The 23,711-nt window shown below is 72.0% G+C and carries 19 protein-coding genes and 1 other RNA gene; 12 read left to right on the top strand and 8 right to left on the bottom strand.

The window, feature by feature from the left end; all coding sequences use genetic code 11:
- Window positions 1-105: 105 nt before the first annotated feature.
- Window positions 106-1,530 (bottom strand): hypothetical protein, encoded by a 1,425-nt coding sequence (locus ACFV57_RS19030; protein WP_385233116.1) that lies wholly within the window; start codon window positions 1,528-1,530, stop codon window positions 106-108.
- A 239-nt stretch (window positions 1,531-1,769) separates the two neighbouring features.
- Here ACFV57_RS19030 and ACFV57_RS19025 point away from each other — a divergent pair, with 239 nt between their 5' ends.
- The 4 genes from ACFV57_RS19025 to ACFV57_RS19010 all read left to right on the top strand — a co-directional run bounded on the left by ACFV57_RS19025 (window position 1,770) and on the right by ACFV57_RS19010 (window position 6,989).
- Window positions 1,770-2,636, top strand: coding sequence for a Nif3-like dinuclear metal center hexameric protein (locus tag ACFV57_RS19025; RefSeq protein ID WP_385233113.1), 867 nt, complete (start codon window positions 1,770-1,772; stop codon window positions 2,634-2,636).
- A complete protein-coding gene (locus ACFV57_RS19020; RefSeq protein WP_385233423.1) occupies window positions 2,633-3,376 on the top strand; it encodes a zinc ribbon domain-containing protein in 744 nt (247 codons plus the stop codon). The genes ACFV57_RS19025 and ACFV57_RS19020 overlap by 4 nt, the downstream gene beginning before the upstream one ends.
- 3 nt (window positions 3,377-3,379) lie before the next feature.
- The gene (locus ACFV57_RS19015; RefSeq protein ID WP_385233110.1) at window positions 3,380-4,564 is read left to right on the top strand and encodes a bifunctional RNase H/acid phosphatase; all 1,185 of its coding nucleotides are present in this window, start codon (window positions 3,380-3,382) and stop codon (window positions 4,562-4,564) included.
- A gap of 355 nt (window positions 4,565-4,919) precedes the next feature.
- The gene (locus tag ACFV57_RS19010; protein WP_385233107.1) at window positions 4,920-6,989 is read left to right on the top strand and encodes an alkyl/aryl-sulfatase; all 2,070 of its coding nucleotides are present in this window, start codon (window positions 4,920-4,922) and stop codon (window positions 6,987-6,989) included.
- Window positions 6,990-7,156: 167 nt separating this feature from the next.
- Here ACFV57_RS19010 and eda read toward each other — a convergent pair whose 3' ends face one another.
- Both eda and yaaA read right to left on the bottom strand, forming a co-directional pair.
- Window positions 7,157-7,804 (bottom strand): bifunctional 4-hydroxy-2-oxoglutarate aldolase/2-dehydro-3-deoxy-phosphogluconate aldolase, encoded by a 648-nt coding sequence (eda, locus tag ACFV57_RS19005; protein ID WP_385233104.1) that lies wholly within the window; start codon window positions 7,802-7,804, stop codon window positions 7,157-7,159.
- An 86-nt stretch (window positions 7,805-7,890) separates the two neighbouring features.
- Window positions 7,891-8,688: a peroxide stress protein YaaA gene (gene yaaA / locus ACFV57_RS19000; RefSeq protein ID WP_385233101.1), complete on the bottom strand. Its 798-nt coding sequence runs from the start codon at window positions 8,686-8,688 to the stop codon at window positions 7,891-7,893.
- A gap of 148 nt (window positions 8,689-8,836) precedes the next feature.
- Here yaaA and ACFV57_RS18995 point away from each other — a divergent pair, with 148 nt between their 5' ends.
- A complete protein-coding gene (locus ACFV57_RS18995; protein WP_385233098.1) occupies window positions 8,837-10,300 on the top strand; it encodes an RNB domain-containing ribonuclease in 1,464 nt (487 codons plus the stop codon).
- On the opposite strand, the gene ACFV57_RS18990 is transcribed toward ACFV57_RS18995, so the two are convergent.
- Window positions 10,287-10,895 (bottom strand): hypothetical protein, encoded by a 609-nt coding sequence (locus ACFV57_RS18990; protein WP_385233095.1) that lies wholly within the window; start codon window positions 10,893-10,895, stop codon window positions 10,287-10,289. The two genes, ACFV57_RS18995 and ACFV57_RS18990, sit on opposite strands and share 14 nt — an antisense overlap.
- Before the next feature lie 359 nt (window positions 10,896-11,254).
- On the opposite strand from ACFV57_RS18990, the gene rnpB reads away from it, so the two are divergent.
- Window positions 11,255-11,657, top strand: an RNA gene (gene rnpB, locus ACFV57_RS18985) — RNase P RNA component class A.
- 85 nt (window positions 11,658-11,742) lie between these two features.
- Here rnpB and ACFV57_RS18980 read toward each other — a convergent pair.
- The 3 genes from ACFV57_RS18980 to ACFV57_RS18970 are packed head-to-tail and all read right to left on the bottom strand — an operon-like array spanning window position 11,743 to window position 13,700.
- Window positions 11,743-12,930, bottom strand: a complete 1,188-nt coding sequence (locus ACFV57_RS18980; protein WP_385233092.1) for a methyltransferase domain-containing protein — start codon at window positions 12,928-12,930, stop codon at window positions 11,743-11,745.
- A gap of 6 nt (window positions 12,931-12,936) precedes the next feature.
- Window positions 12,937-13,083, bottom strand: a complete 147-nt coding sequence (locus ACFV57_RS18975) for a hypothetical protein (RefSeq protein WP_385233089.1) — start codon at window positions 13,081-13,083, stop codon at window positions 12,937-12,939.
- 32 nt (window positions 13,084-13,115) lie between these two features.
- Window positions 13,116-13,700 (bottom strand): NUDIX domain-containing protein, encoded by a 585-nt coding sequence (locus ACFV57_RS18970; protein WP_385233086.1) that lies wholly within the window; start codon window positions 13,698-13,700, stop codon window positions 13,116-13,118.
- 696 nt (window positions 13,701-14,396) lie between these two features.
- On the opposite strand from ACFV57_RS18970, the gene ACFV57_RS18965 reads away from it, so the two are divergent.
- Together ACFV57_RS18965 and ACFV57_RS18960 are read left to right on the top strand one after the other, a co-directional pair.
- The gene (locus tag ACFV57_RS18965; protein WP_385233083.1) at window positions 14,397-15,662 is read left to right on the top strand and encodes a helix-turn-helix domain-containing protein; all 1,266 of its coding nucleotides are present in this window, start codon (window positions 14,397-14,399) and stop codon (window positions 15,660-15,662) included.
- Window positions 15,646-16,152 carry an NUDIX domain-containing protein gene (locus ACFV57_RS18960; RefSeq protein ID WP_385233079.1) on the top strand — a complete coding sequence of 169 codons (507 nt, stop codon included), beginning with the start codon at window positions 15,646-15,648 and terminating at the stop codon, window positions 16,150-16,152. The genes ACFV57_RS18965 and ACFV57_RS18960 overlap by 17 nt, the downstream gene beginning before the upstream one ends.
- Window positions 16,153-16,332: 180 nt before the next feature.
- On the opposite strand, the gene pepN is transcribed toward ACFV57_RS18960, so the two are convergent.
- Complete coding sequence (gene pepN / locus ACFV57_RS18955) at window positions 16,333-18,849, bottom strand: aminopeptidase N (protein WP_385233075.1); 2,517 nt, start codon at window positions 18,847-18,849, stop codon at window positions 16,333-16,335.
- 688 nt (window positions 18,850-19,537) lie between these two features.
- Between pepN and ACFV57_RS18950 the strand changes: the two genes are divergently transcribed.
- The 4 genes from ACFV57_RS18950 (at window position 19,538) to ACFV57_RS18935 (ending at window position 23,544) form a co-directional block, all read left to right on the top strand.
- Window positions 19,538-20,710 (top strand): acetyl-CoA carboxylase biotin carboxylase subunit family protein, encoded by a 1,173-nt coding sequence (locus tag ACFV57_RS18950; RefSeq protein ID WP_385233072.1) that lies wholly within the window; start codon window positions 19,538-19,540, stop codon window positions 20,708-20,710.
- A gap of 268 nt (window positions 20,711-20,978) precedes the next feature.
- On the top strand, window positions 20,979-22,076 hold the full coding sequence (locus tag ACFV57_RS18945) for a ParB N-terminal domain-containing protein (RefSeq protein WP_385233069.1): 1,098 nt from the start codon (window positions 20,979-20,981) through the stop codon (window positions 22,074-22,076).
- The gene (locus ACFV57_RS18940) at window positions 22,073-22,504 is read left to right on the top strand and encodes a VOC family protein (protein ID WP_385233066.1); all 432 of its coding nucleotides are present in this window, start codon (window positions 22,073-22,075) and stop codon (window positions 22,502-22,504) included. Before ACFV57_RS18945 ends, ACFV57_RS18940 begins: the two co-directional genes overlap by 4 nt.
- The gene (locus ACFV57_RS18935) at window positions 22,501-23,544 is read left to right on the top strand and encodes an FAD-dependent oxidoreductase (protein WP_385233063.1); all 1,044 of its coding nucleotides are present in this window, start codon (window positions 22,501-22,503) and stop codon (window positions 23,542-23,544) included. Before ACFV57_RS18940 ends, ACFV57_RS18935 begins: the two co-directional genes overlap by 4 nt.
- The last annotated feature ends 167 nt before the right edge of the window (window positions 23,545-23,711 follow it).

Genomic DNA, 23,711 nt, shown 5'->3' with positions numbered 1-23,711 from the left:
GGACCTCACCCGGCGGAGCCGGGATGTGCCGCGGCAATGCCGTCGGTGGCCGGTCAACCGGCCGCGCAGCCCCCGCCCGATACTAACGAAGCAGAAGATCTTGCTCTACCGGGCCTCCCGGGCCGCCAGCGGCGCCTGTTGCAGCGGCACCGGTCTGCACGGAGAGGGATGCGCGGGCCCGCCGAACGGTTCCTGGGTTACGGACTCCGCTTGTGAGGATGGTGTGCAGGCGGGGGGCGGTGGCGGCTGCGTACGGGCGTCCAGGAGCGGGGGAGTTGAGGCGACTCGTACCCATCGGGGAGGTACCGGAGGGAAGTCGGGGGATGCGGTGCCCCGGGGCGGAATGTCTGATAGAGGGGCGGCGCGTGGGGGGACGGCGGGCACGGGGGCTGCGGGCACGGAGAGGGCCGTGCCGGGGGTGCCCGTACGGGACTCGGGGCCCGGCGCGGACGGGCCGGGGGCCGGGCTCCGGGACGGGCCCGAGCGCAGCCCCACCGCCTGGCCCGGCAGCCGGGCCAGGCCGCACGGCACCGCCGGAGTCTCGAACGGCAGCCGCAGTTCACCGTCCGGTGTCCACAGCCCGGCGCCCGCCAGCCACCCGCGCGGCGGCGGAAGCTGCCGCAGCCGGCGTTCGGCCGGCCGCCAGACGCCCAGCCATGTGCCGCCCGCCGCGTCGACGCGGAACGCCACCGCGCTGTTCTCCGGCGCCAGCACCTGCCCCGGCTGCACGGCGAACGGCTGGAGCGCGGCGTCCGGCAGTCGCAGGCACTCCGGGAAGCGCACCGGCAGCGCGCTGCCCATGACCCCCCACCCCAGCCGGTCGTGCCCGGCCGCGTCCGACCGCAGCACCAGCAGGCCGCTGTCCGGATCGGCCATCAGCAGCCGGTCGTTGCTCTCCTCGGTGATCTGGAGCAGCGGGCTGACCTCGCCGCCGCGCTCCAGGTCGACGACCACCGTCTTGGTGCGGCCGTCCAGCTCCTGGTCGACGGCCAGCAGCTGTCCCGTACGGTCCAGCCAGACGCCGCCCGTGCAGCGGCCCTCGATCTCGGCGGCGCAGGCGGGGACGGAGCGCGCGCGGCCCGGGGCGGGGGAGCGCCGTCCGTCGTGCACCAGCCACAGCACGGTGGACCGCTCGCCGGGCGCGAGGGCGTACGCGAGGGTGCCGCAGGGCGCGGCGGGCAGCAGCGTCAGCTCCGCCGCCGCGACGGCGCCGAGCGGCAGTTCGCCGGTGCCGGGGCCGGTCGGGTACAGCAGGCCGAACGTGTGGCGGTCCGCGACCCGGCGCCGGATCAGGACCCGGCCGTCCGTCAGGGGCAGCAGCCCGGTGTCCGCCTCCTCGGGCTGGTGGCCGGGCAGGGGGACCGCGTACGGCTCCGGCCCCGCCAGCGTCCAGCGCTCGGGGAACCGGCTCCCGGTGCTCTCGTGCCGCGCGAGCCGGGCGGCGTAGGAGCCGTCGGCGGCGATCGTCAGCGCCGCGGGGTGCTGCCGGGTGTCCGGCGTCGCGGTTTCCTCGGTGACACAGGCCGTCATCGAGTGCTCACCTCCAGTCAGTGCGCTCGAAGCTAGTTTTCGCTCTCCAAACGATCAGTGAAGGTTGCGGTACTTCACGCAAAAGGGTGGTGGATGTCCGGTTCGCCTTGAAGTGGAGGGGGCGGTTGTGCTCCATGGCAGGGGCCGGCGGGCCGACGGGGCCCGCCGCCGCCCGCCGTACGGGCCGCCGCCCGCAGCGGCCCGTCATACGGGCACGGCTGGGAGGTAACCTTCCACCCGTGCCCGTACTGTCTGAAGTCCTCGCCGCGCTCGACGCCCTCTGGCCCCCCGAGCGGGCCGAATCGTGGGACGCCGTCGGCACGGTCTGCGGTGATCCGGACGCCGAGGTGCGCCGGGTCCTGTTCGCCGTGGACCCGGTGCAGGAGATCGTGGACGAGGCGGTCCGGCTCGGCGCCGACCTGCTCGTCACGCACCACCCGCTCTACCTGCGCGGTACGACCACGGTCGCGGCCGGCACCTTCAAGGGCCGCGTCGTGCACACGCTGATCAAGAACGACATCGCCCTGCACGTCGCGCACACCAACGCCGACACCGCCGACCCCGGCGTCTCCGACGCCCTGGCCGGCGCCCTGGACCTGCGCGTCCTGCGGCCGCTGGTCCCGGACGCCACCGACGCCCACGGCCGCCGCGGCCTGGGCCGGATCTGCGAGCTGCCGCACCCGATGACGCTCGCCGAGTTCGGCCCGTACGCCGCCGCCCGGCTCCCCGCCACCGCGCAGGGCGTCCGGATCGCCGGCGACCCGGACCGCACGATCCGTACGGTCGCCGTCTCCGGCGGCTCCGGCGACAGCCTCTTCGACGACGTACGGGCGGCGGGCGTGGACGCGTTCCTCACCGCCGACCTGCGCCACCACCCCGCCTCCGAGGCGACCCAGAAGAGCCCGCTGGCGCTGCTGGACGCCGCCCACTGGGCCACCGAGTGGCCCTGGTGCGAGCAGGCCGCGGCCCAGCTCGACGAGATTTCCGACCGGCACGGCTGGAGCCTGCGCACCCACGTCTCGCGCACGGTCACCGACCCCTGGACCGCCCACGCGGCGTCCGACGCCCGCACGACCCCGACGAATACATCAGGAGCCCCACGCTGAACGCCGCGCCCGCCGACCAGATCCGCCTCCTCGACGTCCAGGCCCTGGACGTGAGGCTCAGCCAGCTCGCGCACAAGCGCAAGACCCTCCCCGAGCTGGCCGAGATCCAGACCCTGGAAGGCGACCTCACCCAGCAGCGCGACCTGCTCGTGGCCGCGCAGACCGAGGAGAGCGACACCACCCGCGAGCAGACCAAGGCGGAGCAGGACGTGGACCAGGTGCGCCAGCGCGCCGCCCGCGACCAGCAGCGCCTGGACTCCGGTGCCATCACCTCGCCCAAGGACCTGGAGAACCTCCAGAAGGAGATCGCCTCCCTCGCCAAGCGCCAGGGCGACCTGGAGGACGTCGTCCTGGAGGTCATGGAGCGCCGCGAGTCCGCCCAGGAGCGCGTCGCCGAGCTGACCGAGCGGGTGGACTCCGTACAGGCCAAGGTCAACGACGCGGTCACCCGCCGGGACGCCGCGTACGCCGAGATCGACGGCGAGGCCGACACGGTCCGCAAGGAGCGCGAGCTGACCGTCGCCGACATCCCCGCCGACCTCCTGAAGCTCTACGACCGGCTGCGCGAGAAGCAGGGCGGCCTCGGCGCGGCCCGCCTCTACCAGCGCCGCTGCGAGGGCTGCCGTCTGGAGCTGGACATCACCGAGCTGAACGACGTGCGCAGCGCGCCCGCCGACAAGGTCGTGCGCTGCGAGAACTGCAGCCGCATCCTGGTGCGCACGCCCGACTCGGGCCTGTAGGCCATGCCCCGTACGTTCATCGTCGAGGCCGACGGCGGGTCCCGGGGCAACCCGGGGCCCGCGGGCTACGGCGCGGTCGTCATCGACCCGGAGACCGGGCAGCCGCTCGCCGAGGCCGCCGAGTACATCGGCACCGCCACCAACAACGTCGCCGAGTACCGGGGCCTGCTGGCCGGCCTGCGCGCCGCGCACGCCCTGGACCCGGACGCCGAGGTGCGGGTGCGGATGGACTCCAAGCTGGTCGTCGAGCAGATGTCCGGGCGCTGGAAGATCAAGCACCCGGACATGCGGCCGCTGGCGGCCGAGGCGCGGAGCGTCTTCCCGCCCGAGCAGGTGACGTACGAGTGGATTCCGCGCGAGCGGAACAAGCACGCCGACCGGCTCGCCAACGAGGCGATGGACGCGGGCCAGGCGGGCCGGCCGTGGGAGCCGCGGGACTCGCGCGCCGAACTGGACGCGGGCGGCGCGGTGCGCAGTGCGGCGGCCCGGGCGGCCGACGCGGCGGCGGAGGCCGTGGAAGCCGCCGAGCCGAAGGCACCCCCGGTGGGCTGGGCGTCCGCCGACCTCGGCGCGCCCACCACGCTCGTCCTGCTGCGGCACGGCGAGACCGCGCTGACCCCGCAGAAGCGGTTCTCCGGCAGCGGCGGCTTCGACCCGGAGCTGTCCGAGGCCGGGCACCGGCAGGCCGAAGCGGTCGCCGCCGCGCTCGCCGCGCGCGGCACCGCCCAGGCCGTCGTCAGCTCGCCCCTCAAGCGCTGCCGGCAGACCGCCGAGACCGTCGCGGCCCGCCTCGGCCTGGACGTACGCATCGACGAGGGGCTGCGCGAGACCGACTTCGGCGCCTGGGAGGGCCTGAGCTTCGCCGAGGTCCAGGAGCGCCACCCCGAGGACCTCGACGCCTGGCTCGGCTCCGCCAAGGCGGCACCCACCGGCGGCGAGTCCTTCGCCTCCGTCGCCCGCCGCGTCGCCCTCTCCCGCGACAAGCTGCTGGCCCGGTACGCGGGGCGGACGGTGCTGCTGGTCACGCACGTCACGCCGGTCAAGACGCTGGTGCGGCTGGCGCTCGGCGCCCCGCCGGAGGCGCTGTTCCGGATGGAACTCTCCGCCGCGTCGCTGTCGGCGGTCGCGTACTACGCCGACGGGAACGCGTCGGTGCGGCTGCTGAACGAGACGGCGCATCTGCGCTGAAGGGGCGGCGCATCCGCGCTGAGGCGGGCGGGCCGGGACCCGTGTCCCGCGGGGCACGCGGGCGGGTTCCGGCACCCCCGCAGGGGCCGGCGGGCGGTTTCCCGCGCCCACCGGCCGGGCTTTTCCGGACCGCCCCCGGTCCTTTTCCGGTCGGTCCCGGGCCGCTTTTCGGTCCCTTTTCTCTGGCGTGATCCACGCGCTTTTCCCGGGGATTTGGCCGGTCCGTGGCGCTGGCTTGATCGGTGCCTTGTACCCCGCACTCCGGTTTCATAGCGTCACTGGCACACCACGGCGCGGTCCGCGCCTATTTCCCTCGCTTCATGCGTGAATTCGGCATGTCTGTACGGAGGTTGGTATGCCCAGCGAGTACACCGAGCCCGTCGAGATCTCCCCGTCCGTGGCCGAGGCCAACCGGAAGGCCGCGGAGAGGTCCGCGGCGGACGGTGCGCAGGACTTCGAGGACGCGAACCGGCAGCTGCTCGCGCCGCCCGGCGTCCCGGCCGTCTACTCCCGTACGGACAGCGGCAAGCCGGTCTGGAACTTCGCGGCCTACGACTTCCTCACCGAAGGCAGCGAGCAGGCGCCGCCGGAGGTCAACCCCAGCCTGTGGCGCCAGGGCGCGCTCACCGCGACGGCCGGGCTGTTCCTCGTCGTCTCCGGTGCGAACCGGGCCGTCTACCAGGTGCGCGGCTACGACCTGTCCAACATGACGATCATCGAGGGCGACACCGGGATCATCGTCATCGACCCGCTGGCCTGCTACGAGACCGCGCAGGCCGCCCTCGCGCTGTACCGCGACACCACCGGCAACCGGAACCCGGTCACCGGGCTGATCTACACCCACAGCCACGTCGACCACTTCGGCGGCGCCCGCGGCCTGTTCGCCGAGCACGACGACGCGGTGCCCGAGGGCCTGCCGGTCATCGCGCCCGAAGGGTTCCTGGAGCACGCCGTCAGCGAGAACGTCTACGCCGGCCCGGCGATGGGGCGCCGAGCCGAGTACATGTGCGCGGCGAACCTGGAGAAGTCGCCGTACGGGCAGACCGGTTCGGGCCTGGGCCTGACCATCTCCACCGGCGAGGTCACCCTCCTGCCGCCGACCGACTCCATCGGCGGCGCCCAGGCCGTCACCAGCGACGACTGGTCGCCCGCCGACGTCATCCCGTGGCGGGCGGGGCTGCACCGCCGCGTCGTCGACGGCGTACGGCTGCTCTTCCAGCTCACGCCCGGCACCGAGGCGCCCGCGGAGATGAACATCTACCTCCCCGAGCTGCGGACTCTGTGCATGGCGGAGAACGCCACCCACAACCTGCACAACATCCTCAGCCTGCGCGGCGCCCAGGTACGGGACGCACACGCCTGGTCGAAATACCTCACCGACGCGATCCAGACCTTCGGCGAGCACACCGAAGTGGAATTCGCCTCGCACCACTGGCCGCGCTGGGGCAAGGAAAGCATCCTCGAATTCCTGAGCAACCAGCGGGACATGTACGCGTACCTCAACGACCAGTCGCTGCGGCTCATCAACCGGGGATACACCGGAATCGAGATCGCCGAGGAACTCCAGCACCTGCCGGCCGGCCTCGCCGACCACTGGTACAACCAGGGCTACTACGGCTCGCTCAGCCACAACTTCAAGGCCGTATACCAGCGTTACATGGGCTGGTTCGACGGAAATCCGGCCCACCTGTGGAATCTGCCGCCGACCGACGCCGGTACGCGGTACGTGGCGGCGATGGGCGGCGCCGAGGCCGTCGTACAGAAGGCGCAGGAGGCGTACGACGGCCACGCCGGCGACCCGGAGGCGTACCGCTGGGTCGTCGAACTGCTCAACCACGTCATCTTCGCCGACCCCGCCACCGTCTCCGAGCAGGCCGTCCGGGACGCCAAGGCCCTCCAGGCCAGGACGTTCGTCCAGCTCGGCTACGGCGCCGAGAACGGGCCGTGGCGCAACTTCTTCCTGACCGGCGCCGACGAACTGCGCAGCGGTCCGCAGCGGCCCACCAGCGCGGGCGCGCCGGACCTGGTGCGCAGCATGACCCTGGAACAGATCTTCTCGGCGATGGCGCGCAGCGTGGACGGGCCGACGGCGGCGCGTGAGCAGCGGTCCGCGATCGTGCTCCAGTGGCACTTCACGGACACCGGGCAGGAGTGCACCAGCACCCTGCGCAACGGCGTCCTGGTGTACGTGGCGGGCAAGGACCTGTACGCGGGCAAGCCGCAGGCCACCATCACCCTGACCAGGGCGGTCCTCGACTCGCTCGTCCTCGAAGGCCCGCTGTTCCGCAACAACTTCGACGCGGCGGTCAAGAAGGGCGCCGTCGTCGTCGACGACCTGACGGCGGCGGACACCGTCTTCGGCTACCTGACGGTGCCGGACCCGTCCTTCGCGATCGTCACCCCGCGGCGCGAGGGCGGGGTGTAACCGACCGGGGAGGGCCAAGGGGGAGGGGGCGCCGTCCCGGGGGGGGAAGCGGCCGGGGCGCCCCGGGGGGAAGCGGCCGGGCGGGGCGGGTGCGTCGACCCGTACCCGCCCGGCCTGCGCTGCGCACGAGTCCGCCCGCGCCCGCCTCAGGGCAACGACGCGACGCCTCAGCGCAACGACGCGGCCTCGCGGGCCAGCCGCTCCACCCGGCCCCAGTCCTTGGCGCGCAGCGCGTCCGCCGGCAGCATCCACGTACCGCCCACGCAGCCCACGTTCGGCAGCGCCAGGTAGTCGGGGGCCGAGGCCGCGCCGATGCCGCCGGTCGGGCAGAACCGGGCCCGGGGGAGCGGCGAGGCGAGGGACTTCAGATAGGCCGTGCCGCCCGCGGCCTCGGCCGGGAAGAACTTCATCTCGGTCACGCCCTCGTCGAGCAGCGTCACCACCTCCGACGCCGTCGAGACGCCCGGCAGGAACGGCAGGCCGCAGGCCCGCATCGCGGCCAGCAGCCGCGGCGACCACCCCGGGCTGACCAGGAAGCGGGCGCCCGCCGCGACCGCGGTGTCCACGTCCCCGGGGGTCAGGACCGTGCCCGCGCCGACCACCGCTTCCGGTACCGCGTCGGCGACGGCCCGTATCGCCGCCGGCGCGGCGGCCGTCCGCAGCGTCACCTCGATGGCGGGCAGCCCGCCCGCCACGAGCGCGCGGGCGAGCGGGACGGCGTCGGCCGCGTCGTCGAGGACCACGACCGGGATCACGGGGGCGAGCCCCAGCACGGAGGGCGGGGCGGCGGCGGGGGAGGAGGCAGCGCTAGTCACGAGCCCATAGTGCGCCGCCCCAGCAGCATCCGCAACGGTCGTTGCGAATGCTGCAACGACCGCCGTGGCTGGCCTCCGCGAACCCCCTACAGCTCCTTCACCACCACATCGATCGCCCACGCCTTGCCCGCCTTCGCGGGCGCCTCGGCCTCCACCACGTACCCGAGATCGCCCAGCGCCTCGACCAGCTCCGCGGGACCGTCCGGCGTCCGCCCCGCCGTCAGCAGGTCGCGCACCATCCGCCCCTTCGTCGCCTTGTTGAAGTGGCTGACCACCGACCGCTTCTCCACGCCGTCCACGATCTTCGACTGGAGCACCCGCACCGTCGCCGTACGGCCCGCGACCTCGCCCTTCGGCTTCCACGCCGTCGCGTACGCCGCCGACCGCAGGTCCAGCACCAGCCCGTCCCCCGCGGCCTCGGGCAGCACCTGCGCCATCGGCGTACGCCAGTACGCGCCCAGCGCGCCCAGCCCCGGCAGCTTCACCCCCATCGAGCAGCGGTACGACGGGATACGGTCACCTACCCGCACCGCGCCCCACAGCCCCGAGAACACCAGCAGGGACGCCCCGGCCAGCCGTCGCGCCCTCGCGTCCAGCGTGGCGAGCCCCAGCGCGTCGTACAGCACGCCCGTGTAGATCTCCCCGGCCGGCCGGGTCCCGGCCTCGCGCAGCCCGGCGTTCTTGGCGACCTCGCCCTTGAGGCCGTCACTCAGCCCCAGGACCTCCTGCGCCTTCGTCTCGTCCGCCGCGCACAGCCCGACCAGCTCGTCGAGCACCGCCGCCCGCGCCGGGCCCAGCCCGGGCAGCGACAGCGCCCCCAGGTCCAACGGCTCCCCGCCCCCGGACGCGGCCTTCCCTTCGGACGGCGGCAACAACACGAGCACGCGCTTCTCCTCAAACCTCCGGTGCACTGGCCCCGCCACTTTACGGTTCACGGAAGGGGCGCCCTGCCCACCGGCCCCGCCCGGCGCCCGCGCCTGCCGCCCCCACCCTGACGTGCCCCGGCCCCCCGAGCCCCCTACGCTCAAAAACATGCCCCGCCGCCACCTCCGCGTGACCGCCGCAGCCGAGGCCCCCGTGCGGGCCGCGCTGCGCGAGCTGCGGGCGCGGCTGGACATCCCGCAGACCTTCCCGCTGTCCGCGCAGGCGGAGGCGGACAGCGCCGCCCGCTGGCCGCACCCGCCCGTCGACACGGCCGCCACCGACGCCACCGACATCCCGCTGTTCACCGTCGACCCGCCCGGCTCGATGGACCTCGACCAGGCCATGTTCCTGTCCCGGCGCCCCGGCGGCGGTTACCGCGTCGACTACGCCATCGCCGACGTGGCCTCCTTCGTCACCCCCGGCGGCGCCCTGGACGCCGAGACGCACCGCCGCGTGACCACCCTCTACTTCCCCGGCGAACACGTCCCGCTGCACCCGCCCGTCCTCGGCGAAGGCGCCGCCAGCCTGCTCCCCGACGAGGACCGCCCCGCCGTCCTGTGGCGCCTCGACCTCGACGCGGACGGCGCCCTGCGCTCGACGGACGTCCGCCGCGCCCTCGTCCGCTCACGGGCCCGGCTCGACTACGAAGGCGTACAGCGCGCCATCGACTCCGGCGCCGCCGAGGAGCCGCTGTCCCTCCTCCGCACGATCGGCCGCCTCCGCGAAGACCTGGAGGTGGCGCGCGGCGGGATCTCCCTCAACGTCCCCGAGCAGGAGATCATCGAGCACCCGGACGGCTACGCCCTCGCCTACCGCGCGCCCCGCCCCGCCGACGCCTGGAACGCCCAGATCTCCCTGCTCACCGGCATGGCCGCGGCCGAGCTGATGCTCGCCTCCGGCACCGGCGTCCTGCGCACCCTGCCCGCCGCCCCGGACGGCGCGGTCGCCCGCCTGCGCCGTACCGCCCGCGCCCTCGGCGTCGACTGGCCGCCCCACACCTCGTACGCCGCCCTCATCCGCACCCTCGCCCCCTCCCGCACCGCGCACGCCGCGTTCCTCCAGGACTGCACGGCCCTGCTCCGCGGCGCGGGCTACACCGTCTTCGACGGCGACCCGCCCGCCCCCGAGCACGCCCGGCACGCCGCCGTCGCCGCGCCGTACGCCCACGTCACCGCACCGCTGCGGCGCCTCGCCGACCGCTACGGCGCCGAACTGTGCCTGGCCGCTGCGGCGGGCCGGGAACCGCCGGACTGGGTCCGTACGGCCCTGCCCGCGCTGCCCGGCGAGATGGCGGAGGGCGGACGCCGGGCCGCCCAGGTCGAGCGGGAGTGCGTCGACCTCGTCGAGGCCGCCCTGATGCAGGACCGGCTCGGCGAGATCTTCGACGGATACGTGGTCGACGTCCAGGACAAGCGCCCGGACCGGGGCACGGTGCACCTGGACGACCCGGCGGTGATCGGCCGCGTCGACGGGGGCGAGCAGGTCCCGGAGCTGCCGCTGGGCCGGAGCCTGCGGGTCCGCCTCATCGAAGCGGACCCCGGCCGCGCCCCCGTCCGCTTCACACCGGCATGACCGCGCCCCTGCCCTCCTCGCCCGCCCCCTCTTCGCGGCGGGCGATCGCCTCCCTGATGGCGGCGACCGCGGCCCGGCCCTCGTCCGCGTGGAACCGGACGGTACGGGCCGCCACCCGCTGCCCCAGCAGCTTCACGGCGGTGACCGGCTCGGCCAGCTCGACGGTGACGCAGGTCTGGGCCCCCACCGCCAGTTCCAGCACGCCGTCCCGCTCCTGGGACTGCCGCCCGGCCGCCTCCGTCTTCGGGAAACGCAGGTCGTAACGGACGGACGTGATCCGCTCCAGCGGTATCCACACGTCCATCTGGGCGCCGCCGCGTACGCGCAGTCCGTCGGGCCCCACGACGTGCGGGCGGGTCACGGCGGCGGCCTGGAAGCCGAGCACCATCAGCACCGTGTAGACGTCCAGCACCAGCATGATCCAGTGCGCGACCGGCACCTTCGCGAGCAGGAACCCGACGCCGACCGACTCCACCACGCACACGAACGCGAAGCCGTACATCATCGGCGCCTGCGCCCGCGCGTACCCGAGAGCCCGCTGCCCGGCCCCGACGCCGTCCTGCCGCCGGGTCACCCACAGGCCCAGACTGGCCATCCACCGCCCTTCATAGGCCAGCAGCCGCCGCCCCTTGCCCCCGCCCGCATCTCCCCCTCCGACACCCGCTCCCCCTCCGGCCCCCGCTTCTCCCGCTCCCACCCTGCCCCTCCGCATCCGTGTCCGCCTCCACATCCCGCCCACCGTCCTCCCCGCCACTGCGCCCTCCCCGTCACCCCGTCTTTGCCCCCTCCCGCGCCAACACCAACCGGCGAGGTGGTGATGGCGCCGTACGGTCCGCGTGGTGACACCGGCCGGCGCCGCGGGCTCTCCGATCCTCATACGGCCAGTAGAAACGTTGCCGCTACGGCAAGGTCAAGCCTCAGCGGGCAGGCAGGTACCATGGTCCGCACGGCGGACGAGCCGGCCGGACGGCCGCGTGGGGATGCACCGCATCCTCCCGAGGAACGTCCGGGCTCCACAGGGCAGGGTGGTGGGTAACGCCCACCCGGGGTGACCCGCGGGACAGTGCCACAGAAAACAGACCGCCGGTGCCGCAAGGCGCCGGTAAGGGTGAAACGGTGGTGTAAGAGACCACCAGCCTCCGAGGTGACTCGGAGGGCTAGGTAAACCCCACCCGGAGCAAGGTCAAGAGGGGCCGTCGGCTGACGGCCCTGCGCGGACGACCGAGGGCTGCCCGCCCGAGTCCGCGGGTAGACCGCACGAGGCTGCCGGCAACGACAGCCCTAGATGGATGGCCGTCTCCCGACGGGCCGCAAGGCCCGCCGGCGACAGAACCCGGCGTACAGGCCGGCTCGTCCGCCCATCAGCTGGTACAAGGCCCCCTGATCTGGCAAAACTCCAGAACAGGGGGCTTTTTCGCTACCCGCTACCAGTGGTGGAATGCTCACGCGCCCCTGTCGGAGTTGCGAAGAGGCACCGGGCAGTCCGGGGAGTCCAGCCATGCCCACTCGCCGTACTCGTCCGCGTTGAGTCCAAAGCGGTCGAAGTCGGGTTGGCCGTTCTCTTCCCACCAGCGGTGGGCGGCTTCCGTCTCGTCCCACAGTCTGCGCGGGCCGGACTGGACGACTTCGTACGTATCGGCGTTCGGTACGTAGTCCGCCGATGCCCACGATCGTGTATCGGTGCTGTAGGTCCACAGCGTGTAGGAGCCGTTGGCGTACCGCTCGGCCCGCCAGAACGCCCCGGGCACTTGCAGCCCGATCACGAACTGTTGCAGCCACCCACCGATATCAGCGGGGGAAAGCGTGGTTGTGCTCTTCGTGCCGTCCGCGGGCCACTCCTGGCCTTTGAGGTAGGCGGCGAAGGGCGGGCGTTCCGTGCGCTGCTGCCGCAGGCGCATGAAGGCGCTGGAGCGGGTGAAAGGGCCGCTCGCTGTTCCGGCGTCACCGACTACCAGGCGCACGATGTGTTCGCCGCCGTACTCGGTTGCCCACGGGGCGACGACGACCCCGCCGGGGCGGGTCTGCCGAGCCCAGGTCCTGGGCATTTTCCTGATGGAGCAGGTAGCGATGACCCGGTCGTACGGGGCGCCGCCGGGGTAGCCCAGGCGGCCGTCGCCCACGATGACCACAGGGGACAGACCGGCGCGCCGTAGGTTTTCGTCGGCGTCCTTGGCTACGCCTGCGTCGTACTCGGTGCTGACCACCTGTGTGCCGCCGAGTCGGTGGGCGAGCAGACCTGCGTTCCAGCCTGTGCCCGTGCCGATTTCAAGGACGCGTTGCCCTTCTCGAACGTCCAGGTCGGCGAGCATGGAGAAGACCATGCGCGGCATGGAATTCGAGCTGGAGGGCGTGACCCCCGGTTCGTCACCGGCTTGCCGGCCGTCGTCCCACTGCGTCGTGAGAGGGATGTCGGAGTACACCGCCTGGAACCACGCGTTCGGGTCCTTGGCGCGGTCCACCAGCGCGTTCTGTCGGGTGCCGTCCGCGATGCCCGGCCAGATGCGGTCAGGCACGAACAGCTCACGGGGGACCGCCTCGAACGAAGGCAGCCAGTCGGCAGTCAGGGCGCCCGCTTCTACGAGCGCGGAGGCGAGCCGCGAAGGGCCCGCCTCCTCTGTGCGTGTTGTCACGTGCGCCTACTTGCCGGTCGCGGGGCCGGAGCCGTCGGACGTGTTGCCGCCCTCGTCGGTGCCGCCACCGCCGTGTCCGGCTCCCTTGTTGCTGTCGTCCTGCTGGCTGCCGCCCTGACCGTCGCCGGTTCCGCCGCCGTGCTGTCCACCCATGGGGTTCTCTCCTTCGGAGCTGGATTGATTGTTCACATGACCCTCCCGGCTGTGGGCCTCGTGCTCAGAGAGGGGGCTGGAAAGGCGAAGGCGCCGCGCCTTGTTGCGGGGCCTGGCAGTACGGCCAGGCTCCCATCGACAGAACGAGCGAACTCCAGGTCGAAGCAGCGGTTCAGTTGCCGTGCCTCCAGAGCGGCGCGAATGATCACGGCATGAGGTTCCGTGGTGAAGAGGTCGAGCCGCGACTCCCCGACGCGATCCCAGGCCAGTACCTCTTCCACAGCCAGGGTGATCGAGTCGAGCTGGTCTTCGTCCAGCACACCACCGTCGTAGACGAAGTTGACGGCGGCCTCCGCTCCGGACTTCGGATTCGGAGGTGCGTAGTAGCTGAGCAGCTTCCGGCCCGGAAAGGTCTCGAAGCCGATTTCCTCCCGGCCTGCGCGGCGCGCCGCTGCGCGCGGGGACTCGTCCGCGCGTCGGGCTCCGCCGACGAGGAACAGCCCCTCCTCGTACCTGGGCTGGACCAGGACCAGGCGGCTTTCCGGATCGGTAAGCAGCAATAGAGCCCCCACCTGTGTCCGGGGCTGCCGGCCATGGGGGATTTCCGAGTGCGTCATGTGAGCCTTTTCGTCAGGTGGTCGGTGCGACTGTGCCGGCCTTGCTTCGGAACGGCCGCGCTTCGGAGGTCGTGGCGGGCATCGTGTCGTAGTGCGTGGTGTCCGCAGCAGGAGGCAGCAGGCACGGCGTGGCCCAGCCGCACGATCCGGCATCACTCGTTCTCGGGCAGCGGGTCAGGCCGTCGGCCGGGGGTGACGGTTGAGAGCCCTCCGGGGAAGCACAGTGCGCACGTGCACGACTTCCATTCGGGTCCCAGGCTCCGCCACTCGGCAAATGTCACCTCTCGGCGCTGAGCGGTGCGCGTCCCCTTGGCGATGTCGCGCCGATAGACGGTGTATTTGAACGGCTCGACGCTCTTTTTCGGCATGTGCGGCTACTTCCACTACGTACATGTGTCCGTCGGAACCGACTCCGACGGATTTGATCCGGTCGGGCTTATTGGGCGACGGGTTGACATCTGACCTCGAGGCGTGAAATGGACATGGCTATCGGGCTCCTGAAGCGCCGGAGGGGACGGCCGCCAGAGGGAGGCGACAGGCTGACGCGGTCGATGCCTCACCCAGCGATTCCCCGAGTGGTGAGCAGTCAACTCTCCGGAGGGCAGGCCGGAGGACTCCAACGGGTGACTCCGGCTCGGAGTCACGCAGGGCAACAAATGGCATGATCGCCGCTACGCCGCAAGGGGGGTGCCGCAGATGTCCCAGCCGCAAGACCTTCGTGTAACAGTGGCCGGCCTACTGGACGACCTACGGTTCCGGGACGCCTGCGCCCAACGGGACATGGGGCGGCTCTTCAAGATGCTCAATCACCGTGGGCACAGCACCCGCCAACTCGCGGCGGCCGTGCACATCACCCAAGGTCGGTTGTACGAGTACATGAACGGCAGGAGTCGGGTTGAGAAACTGGCGATCTTTGAGCAGATCGCAGACGCCCTGCACGTTCCGGGGCACCTTCTCGGCTTGGCCCGAAGACCGTGGGAGCCCTCAGCTGTCGAGTCCCGCCAGGCCGCAGAACCACCCAGCGGTGGCGACTTGGAAGTAATGGGCGCTTTCCGCAGTGCAGACCGGCAGACGGGCGGAGGGCGCCTGTACGCGGCTGTTGTGAACCACCTGAGGGAGCGGGTCTCGCGCCGGTTACTGGATGCCCGTGTCGACCTGTCTGTCTTCGCCGCGGCGGCAGCGATGACGGAGATGGCCGGCTGGATGGCCCACGACTCCGGATGGGATGTCTTGGCGGAGAGGCACTTCGCCAAGGCGATGCTCCTGTCGCAAGCATCTGGAGACGTACTGCTGGTAGCCAATATCGCCGCCAGCAACAGCCACCTCGCCCTTCAGGCAGGCCACCCGGACACAGCAGCGCATTGGGCCCGCAGTGGCTTCGAGCACCTGGAACGATGCCCCAGGGTCCCCAGTTTGGTAGCACGCCTGCACACCATGTCCGCCAGAGCCCTCGCTGCTACGGGGCAGCGGCAGCCGGCCATGCGAGCACTGGGCATGGCCCAGGACAGCCTTCAGGCGGCAGCCGACGACTCGCACCACTGGATCAGCCCGTTCGACATGGCCGCGCTGACCAGCGAATCAGCTCTCGCCTTCGCGGGCTTGTCTCTCCACAACGAAGCCCTGGGGTACGCCGAGGAGGCGGTGAGGCTTCGGGGAGAAGGGCGTACCCGCTCAAAGGCTCTCAGTCGGATCACACTGGTAGATCTGCACGCACGACGAGCTGACCTGGACGCGGTCGTACACTGCGGCTACGAGCTTTTGGCCACGAGTCCGACCCTTGGATCAGTGCGCTTCGTCAATCAACTTGCCGAGCTGCGTGACGTGCTGGCCGCTCATCGCGAGTACCCGCCGGTCCGCACCTTCTTGAATCGGTTCGACGAAGCGGCCCGGACCAGACGGTTGCTGCTCGCGGACATCATTTCGCCCCACAGGGGAGGACTCGCCCATGAGGCCGACACCTGACGATCCCGAAGCGTGGAACGCCTACCTTGCAGAGGGGAACGCCCAGCAGGCCCGCAAGCGTGTCGGTGCGGACGTGCTGTTCCGCAACGCTCATGGGGAATTCCTGATTGTGCAACCGACCTATAAGCCGGGGTGGGACCTTCCCGGGGGCATGGCGGAAGCCAATGAGGCGCCTGAAGACGCGGCCGTGCGAGAGGTGAAGGAAGAGCTGGGCATCGCGGTCGCGTTGGCAGGCCTGCTTGTCGTCGATTGGGTGCCACCGCACGGTCCTTGGGATGATCAGCTGTCGTTCATCTTTGACGGTGGGGTCCTTGCCGAAGAGCTGCCCCTGCAACCTCGGGACGCCGAAGTGGGTGATGTGGCATTCGTGGCGCAGTCGGAAGTCGGGGCCAGGGTCAGAGCGCGATTGGCCAGGCGCTTTGACGCCGCGGTCGCCGCGTTGGCCGGAGACAGAACCACGTACCTGCGCGACGGCATACCGGTTTGGTAATTGAAGGAGAGATTCTTCCCGTTGCGCTATCGCCCTGGCAGGTGGGGCGACCTGTGCGGAAATCCCGTTTCACTTGCCGGACCGGTTCCGCCTCCCAAGTGGAGCGGTGCCGCCCCGCGCTTCGGGAGCGCGAGGCGGTGTGGCGTGCAGGGGTTTCCTCGATGTCAGGTGAGGGGCGGGTCAGTTCTTTTGCGCGCCGCTGCGGACCTTCAGTGCGCAGGACAGGTCGTACGTCAGGTCGTTGACGGCGCGGCGCAGGGCGGCGGGCAGGGTGGGGTGGGCCAGGAGGTTTTGGGCTGCGGTGAGGGTCTCGGGGGTGGCGGCGTGTTTGGGGTAGAGGTGTTTGATCAGGAGGTCGAGGGTCAGGTCGCCGTAGTGGGCCGCCGCGGCGGGGAGTTCGGTGAAGAAGCGCTCGACGTAGGGGGCGGTCAGGGCGGCCTGTTCGGGGTGCCAGAAGCCGTCGGCCAGGGCCAGCAGCTCGTAGTTGGAGACTTCCTCCGAGGAGAGCAGCTGCTGCCAGGCGGCTTCCTTCGCGGCCGGGTCGGGCAGCGCCGCACGGCACTTCGCCGCGCCCTCGTCCGCCCCGGAACCGACGTCCGCGGCGTGCGCCGCCGTCAGCTCATGTGAACCCAGGGCGCCGAGAACGGTGAGCCGCAGCCGGATGCGCCAGGCCAGGTCGCTGCTGAGGTGCAGGCCGGCGGGGAGCGGGGCCGGTGTCCCGGGTTCGGTGCCGAGCCAGCGGCGCAGTTCGGCGGTGTCGTCGGTGAAGTCGACGAGCGCGCGGAAGAGGGTCAGCGCGGTCTGGTCCTCGGGCCCGGTGCGGGCGAGCCGTTCGCGGAGCGCGGCGGCGACGCGCGCGAGTGCGGCCGGCCGGCGGGCGGGGAGCAGGAAGCGGTCGGCGACGTCGAAGCGGGCCTGCTCCAGCACCTCGGTCAGGATGGGCAGCTCCGGCTCCACGGCCACCATCGCGGCCACCAGCGACAGGTGTTCCTCGGCCGGGTGGGCGCCGTCCTGCACGGCCAGCAGCAGCGAGGCCCACACCATCGCCCGGTTGATCGGTGACAGGGCCGGGAGCAGCGCGGGCAGCGCGGCGAGCGAGCGCTCGTCCAGACGGATCTTGGCGTAGGTGAGGTCGCCGTCGTTGAGCAGGGCCAGTTCGGGTGCGGGCAGGCCGACCAGGTCCGGTATCGCGGTGCGGTCGCCGTCGATCGCGGCGCGTACCAGGGCGGTTCGGCCCTCGGCGGCGGTGTAGAGGCCGATGTCGAGGGTGTGCGGACGCAGCACCGGGTGGCTGTCGGGGGCGCTCTGGTGGACGGTGGCCGAGGTGATCGTGCCGTCCTGCGTGGCCAGCTCCAGGCGCAGGGTGTTGACGTTGGCCGAGGTGAGCCAGGCGTCGGACCAGCGGTCGAGGTCGAGTCCGTCCTCGCCCAGGGCTGATCCGAGGGCGTCGAGGAAGTCCCGGTACGTGGCGGTCGAGTAGGCGTGCCGCTCGATGTAGGTACGCAGCCCCGCGCGCAGCGCCTCGTCGCCGATCACGGTGGCGAGCTGGCGGAGCGCGGAGTGGCCCTTGAAGTAGGAGATGCGGTCCAGGTCGAGGAGGGCGGAGGCGACGTCCTGGGCCTGGAGGCTGACCGGGTGCGTGGACGGGCGCTGGTCGGCCGCGTACGCCTGGCCCTTGCGGCGGGCGGCGAATGTGGTCGGCGGGCCGGTGAAGCGGGTGACCTCGCTGGTGACCCGGTGGGCCAGGTAGTCGGCGAAGGTCTGCCCGAGCCAGAGGTCGTCCCACCAGGCGCTGGTGACGAGTCCGGCCATCCACATCAGGGAGATGCCGTGGGCGAGGACGACGGCCCGGGTCTCGCGCTCGCTGTCGGTGGCGCCGGAGCTGAAGACGTAACTCTCGCGCATCAGCACCAGGCCGGGGTGGTCCAGGGACAGGACACTGAACTCGGGGGCGAAGAGCTGGTCGAACGCGGGCAGGTGGTACGGGGAGCCGAAGAGCCGGTGTCCCTCGTCCAGGCACTGACGGGTGACCTCGAAGAGTTCGCCGAGGTCGTCCTTGAGGGCGTCGGCGAGGGAGGCCCGGCAGTGCAGGCCGAGCCGGGTGCCGCGGTGCTGAGTGTGGTACGAGGCGTACGGGCCGGCGGCCACCGTGGTCAGGTAGGTCGCCTGCGGCACGGTGGGGCCGGCGCGCCAGTGGCCGGGGCTGATTTCGGTGGCCTCGCCGGTCGCCAGCACCCGCCAGTGGGCGGGGACGGTGAGGTCGAAGGTGAAGGGCGCCTTGAGGTCCGGCTGGTCGAAGCAGGCGAAGATGCGCGGCGCCTGGTCGACGTAGGGGAAGCCGTAGACGTAGACCTCGCCGTCGGCGGGGTCGGTGTAGCGGTGCAGGCCCTCGTTGCTCCGGGAGTAGCGCATGTCGGCGGTGACGATCAGCTCGTTGTCGGCGGCGAGGCCGTCGAGGGGGAACCGGCCGTCGGCCAGCCGGCCGGGGTCCAGCGGGGTGCCGTTGAGGGTGACGGAGTGCAGCGCCGACGGCCGCAGGTCGACGAAGGTCTCGGCGTCCGGCAGTTCTGACCGGAATCGCATGGTGGTGACGGAGCGGAACACCTCCTGACCGGTGAGGTCGAGAGCCACGTGATAGGAGTCCACGGCGACCGTGGCGGCGCGGTCGGTCGCCTCGGCCTTGGTGAGACTGGGCATGTTCCACCTCTTTCAGCGGGGTGTCCCGCTGTGCAGACAAGGGTTCGAAGACGGCTGCGGCCCCCGGGGCGGACAGTGGCGTGAACCATTCGCTGGAGTAGGTCGCCGGAAGGCCCCGGGCAGGGCCTGGGGAATTATTCGGGTGACGGTCTGTACACGTCAATGCAGCAGATCCGGCGTTGGTCGGACCTAAACATTCCACTTCTGTGAGCAAATTCCGCAGGGCCGACTGTGGAGATTCGGCCGGTGGCGGGCGGGGGCGGCTTCCGGCGGCGCTGTTCGAGCGCGGACATTCTTCAGTTGTACGTTGAAGGAGTCGTCGTACGAGGCGCCGTCGACCGGTGGGCAGGGGGCGAAGCGACCTCGCTGACCAGGCGTGATGAGGTCTGGCGAGGAATCCGGAAGGACGTGTTCCGGGAGTCCGGGCGGGCATTGCGCAAAGGCTTCTTCGCATCACTTCTGTCACACCAGTCACTCCTGCCACTCCCTCGACATTGCCCTGATGCCCTGGGTAGTCTCGATCCCTGCGTTCTGAGTCACAAATTAGGTGATCTTCGGTCGCTGACCGAGTGGGCGACAGAAAAGGCGTGGAGGGGGAGTTCGAGACGTGGGAATTTCTGTGGATCATGAGGCGGGATTGCCGCTGCTGCTTCTCGTCGGATCGGGAATGCAGCCCTACCGCGAATATTTGCTCCGTTCGATCGGCAAGGAATTCCGTATTCACCTCTTTCACGAGTCGCAGCCGACCTGGGAAGTCCCGTACCTGGACGGCTCGACCGTGCTGGAGAACACCTGCGACGGCTTCGCCATGGCCGCCGCGGCGGAAAAGCTGCACGCCGCCACGGCCATAAGCGGAGTGCTCTGCTGGGACGAAACGCGCATCCACGCCACCGCGTACGTGGCCGAGGCCCTCGGCCTGCCGAACGGTGACCCCGCGGTCATCTGGCGGCTGCGCGACAAGGCGCAGACGCGGGCGGCGCTGGACGCCGCCGGCGTGCCGCAGCCGCGTTCCGTGCCCGTCGGCACCGTCGAACAGGCCCTCTCGGCCGCCGGACGGCTGGGCTACCCGGTCGTCCTCAAGCCGCGCGGGCTCGGCGCCAGCCTCGGCGTCATCAAGGTGGACGGCCCCGCCGCGCTCCGCGCGGGCTTCGGCTTCACCAGCTCCATCGCACTGCCGGAGGGGGTCGTGTACAACTCCCCGGAGCCGTACCTGGTCGAGGAGTGTGTGCACGGCGAGGAGATCAGCGTCGACGCGGTCGTGCACCAGGGCGAGGTCACCCCGGTCTTCATCGGCCGCAAGGTCGTCGGATACCCGCCGTACGCCGAGGAGATCGGCCACTTCGTCGACGCGGCGGACCCGCTGCTGACCGACCCGGAGCTGCGCCGGGTGCTGTCCGAGGCACACGCCGCGCTGGGCTTCACCGACGGCTGGACGCACACCGAGTTCATGCTCACCGCCGACGGCCCCCGGCTCATCGAGGTCAACGGCCGGCTCGGCGGCGACCTCATCCCCTGCCTCGGCCACCTGGCCACCGGCATCGACCCCGGCCTCGCGGCCGCCTCGGCGGCGTGCGGGCTGCCTCCGGACCTGCGGCCGACCCGGCAGCAGGTCACCGCCGTCCGCTTCTTCTACGTGGACGAGGAGGACACCACCCTCGGGGAGGTCGCCTTCCGGGGCGAACTCCCCCCGGCCGTCGACCAGGCCGTGGTGGTGGCCCGGCCGGGCGCCGTGGTCTCACCGCCGCCCAAGGGCACGGTGTGGGGGCGCATCGCCTACGTGACGGTCGCCGCGCCCACCCGTACCGAGGCCCTCGCCGCACTGGACGCGGCGGAGTCCGCCCTGGTCGTCCATACCAGCTGACGGCACCGTCGGCCCGTTCCGCGCGCCCTCGCAGTTCACGGCCGAGGGCGCGGGGCCCGGGATGGCCGACGCGCGAAGAGCCTTTCCGAGGCCGGTCCCGGAGGACACCGAGGACCGGCAACCGGCATATCCCGATCCCCCCTACGCCGGCCGGCCGCGGCCGCATCCCGGCAGAAGCAATCAGCTGTACCTGTGCAGCCGCAGAGCAAAGGTCCTTTCGCCGCAAACACCACGCGGGAGAGCGCAAATGGGTCAGAAGGAAAGAGTCTTGATATCGGCGATTCTCCCAGGAGAATCGCCCCGCTTCGTCCAACAGGACGAGGCGCATATCAGGCGCCTCGCCGAAACCGACAGCGAACTGCCCCCGATCCTCGTACACCGGCGCACCATGCGCGTCATCGACGGCAGCCACCGGCTGCGGGCGGCGCTGCTGCAACAGCGCAAGTACATCGACGTCGAGTTCTTCGACGGGACCGAGGCGGAAGCGTATGTGGTGGGCATCCAGGCCAACACCGCGCACGGTCTGCCGCTCTCCCTGGCCGAGCGCAAGGCGGCCGCCGGCCGCGTCATCCAGCTCCAGCCCGAGCAGTCGGACCGGGTGATCGCCCGCATCACGGGACTGTCCGCCAAGACCGTCGGCGCCCTGCGCGGACGTTCGAGTGAGGAGAACCCGCAGCCGAACACGCGCCTCGGCAGGGACGGCCGCGTCCGGCCGCTGAGCTTCGAGGAGGGGCGGCGCCGGGCACTGGCCGTCATCAAGGAGCGGCCGGGCGCCACCGTACGGGAGATCGCCCGCGAGGCCGGGGTGTCCGTCGGTACGGCGCACAGCCTGCGCGTGCAGGTCGAACGGGGCCGGCCGGCGGAACCGTCGGGGAGCACGGACACCGGGTGCCGCATCGACGCCTGCGCCGACCACGTCTCCCCGGACGAGGCGGAGGCCAAGAAGACGCCGCCGCCGCGCAACGTGGCACGCGTGGCGTACCCCTTGGACAACCGGCGAGCCCCGGACGTGACGTCACGGATCTCCGGGCCGGTCGGCGAGCCCGGGGGAGCGGGGCAGCAGCCGCGGCCCCCGGGGACCGCCCGCGGGTCCGGGGCCGCGTACGGCGGCCCGGTCTACGTCCGTATGGAGCGACTCCAGCGCGATCCCTCGCTGCGCTTCTCCGAGCGGGGCCGCTCCATGCTGATCTGGCTCCGCCGCTGCCTGGTCACCGCGAACGAGGCCGAACTCGAACTCGGCGACCTGCCGCAGCACCTCCTGCCGACCGTGGCCGGCCTCGCCAAGGAGTGCGCCGACGAATGGCAGCGGCTCGCCGTCGAGCTGAACAGCCGCACCCGTCAGCTCGACTTCCAGGACCTGAAATGATCATTCGGTTCGATCATGTGGGAGTGGCGACGGGCGATCCGGCGGCGGCGGGACAGCTGCTGTCCGACCTCGGGCTCGTCCGGTCGGACACGGGTACGGCCGAGGCGTACGGCGTCAGTTGTGACTTCTGGTCGCCGGGCGCGGACGCGGGCGGGGCCGCGGTGGAGCTGGTCGCGCCGCTGTGCTCCACCGCCGCGGTCCAGGGCCACCTGGACCGCCACGGGCCGGGGCTGTACCACGTGGCCTTCGAGGTCGACGACGTACAGGCCGAGCTGGGCCGGCTGCGGACGGCGGGCTTCGTACCGGTCGACACGGAGCCGAAGGCCGGTGCGCGACCGGGGATGCGGGTCGCGTTCGTCTACGCCAAGCGGCCCGCCGGCCTGCTCGTCGAACTGGTGCAGTACGACCGGACGGAGCGGCCGGCATGAGGGCCGCGATCGTCGGCGGCGGACTGGCCGGGGCGGCCCTCGGCTGGCGCCTGGCGCAGCGCGGCGCGTCGGTGACGGTGTTCGTGGCGGGAGCGGGCCGGTGGCGGGACGCGACCGGCGCCTCCGGCGGGCTGGTCCGCGGGTTCGACACCGACCCGGACGCCGGGCGCCTCGCCGCCGAGAGCCTGGCCGAGCTGCGCGGCGACCCGCGGCTGCGGGACTGGGCGGGCTACCAGGAGGGCACCTCGACCTACCTGCTGCCGCCCGACGCGGACGTGGACCGGGCCCGCGGCACGCTGCGGACCGTGGACGCGCTGCTGCCCGGCTCGGCCGAACTGCGGCCGGCGGCCGGTCTCGCCCCCTTCCGCGGCCTGCCCGAAGGCACCTGGTGCGTGCGCGAACGGCACGCCGGACACGTGTCGCCGGGGCGGCTGCGCGACAGCCTGCTGAGAGCCGTCGCCGACCTGGGCGGCACCCTGCGCTGTGAACCCGTGCTGGGCGTCCTGCCCGGCCCGGCCCTGCGCCTCGGCCTCGGCGTCGAACGCCGCTACGACGCGGTGGTGCTCGCCACCGGGCCGTGGACGCCGCACCTCCTCGACCGGTGGGGGCTGCCCGACCAGGGGCTGAGCACCCGCCAGATCCAGTACACCCTGGGCCGGACGGTGCCGCGGGGCCTCGGTGCCTTCGTCGACGAGACCTCCGGTCTGTACGGGCGGCCGGTCGGCACCGGCCAGATGCTGCTGGGGCTGCCCACCACCCGCTGGGGCGTGGGGCCGGACGAGGTGGCCCGCGACCCGGCGCTGGCCAGACGGGTCGCCGAGTGCGCGGGCCTGCGGCTCGGGCTGACGGCCTGGCCCGGCCCGGGAGCGCGCACGGTGGCCTCGCTCGACTGCTACCCCGTCGGCGGGCGCGGGGGCCTGGCGCTGCGCGGCTGCCGGCCGGACAGCGCGCTGTACACCTTCGCCGGAGGCGGGGGAGGGGCCGCGAAGACCGCCCTGGCCGCCGGCCGGCTGGCGGCCCGCACACTGTGTTCCGCCTGACCTGACACCCGGTTTCCGCGAAGCGCGGTGCCCCGGAACCACTGTCCCGCGAATCCCTGCCGCGCCGCCGTCCTTAGCGGCCGCCGCCTGCCGCGGGCATTATCAGCCTTCTTCCTCCGCCATTCTCGGCGGTATTTTTTCGTGCCCTGTTCCGGCCTGCCGGAAAA

This window comes from Streptomyces sp. NPDC059788 (assembly GCF_042732265.1).
Taxonomy (GTDB): domain Bacteria; phylum Actinomycetota; class Actinomycetes; order Streptomycetales; family Streptomycetaceae; genus Streptomyces.
This window is presented reverse-complemented; position numbering and strand designations above follow the sequence as displayed.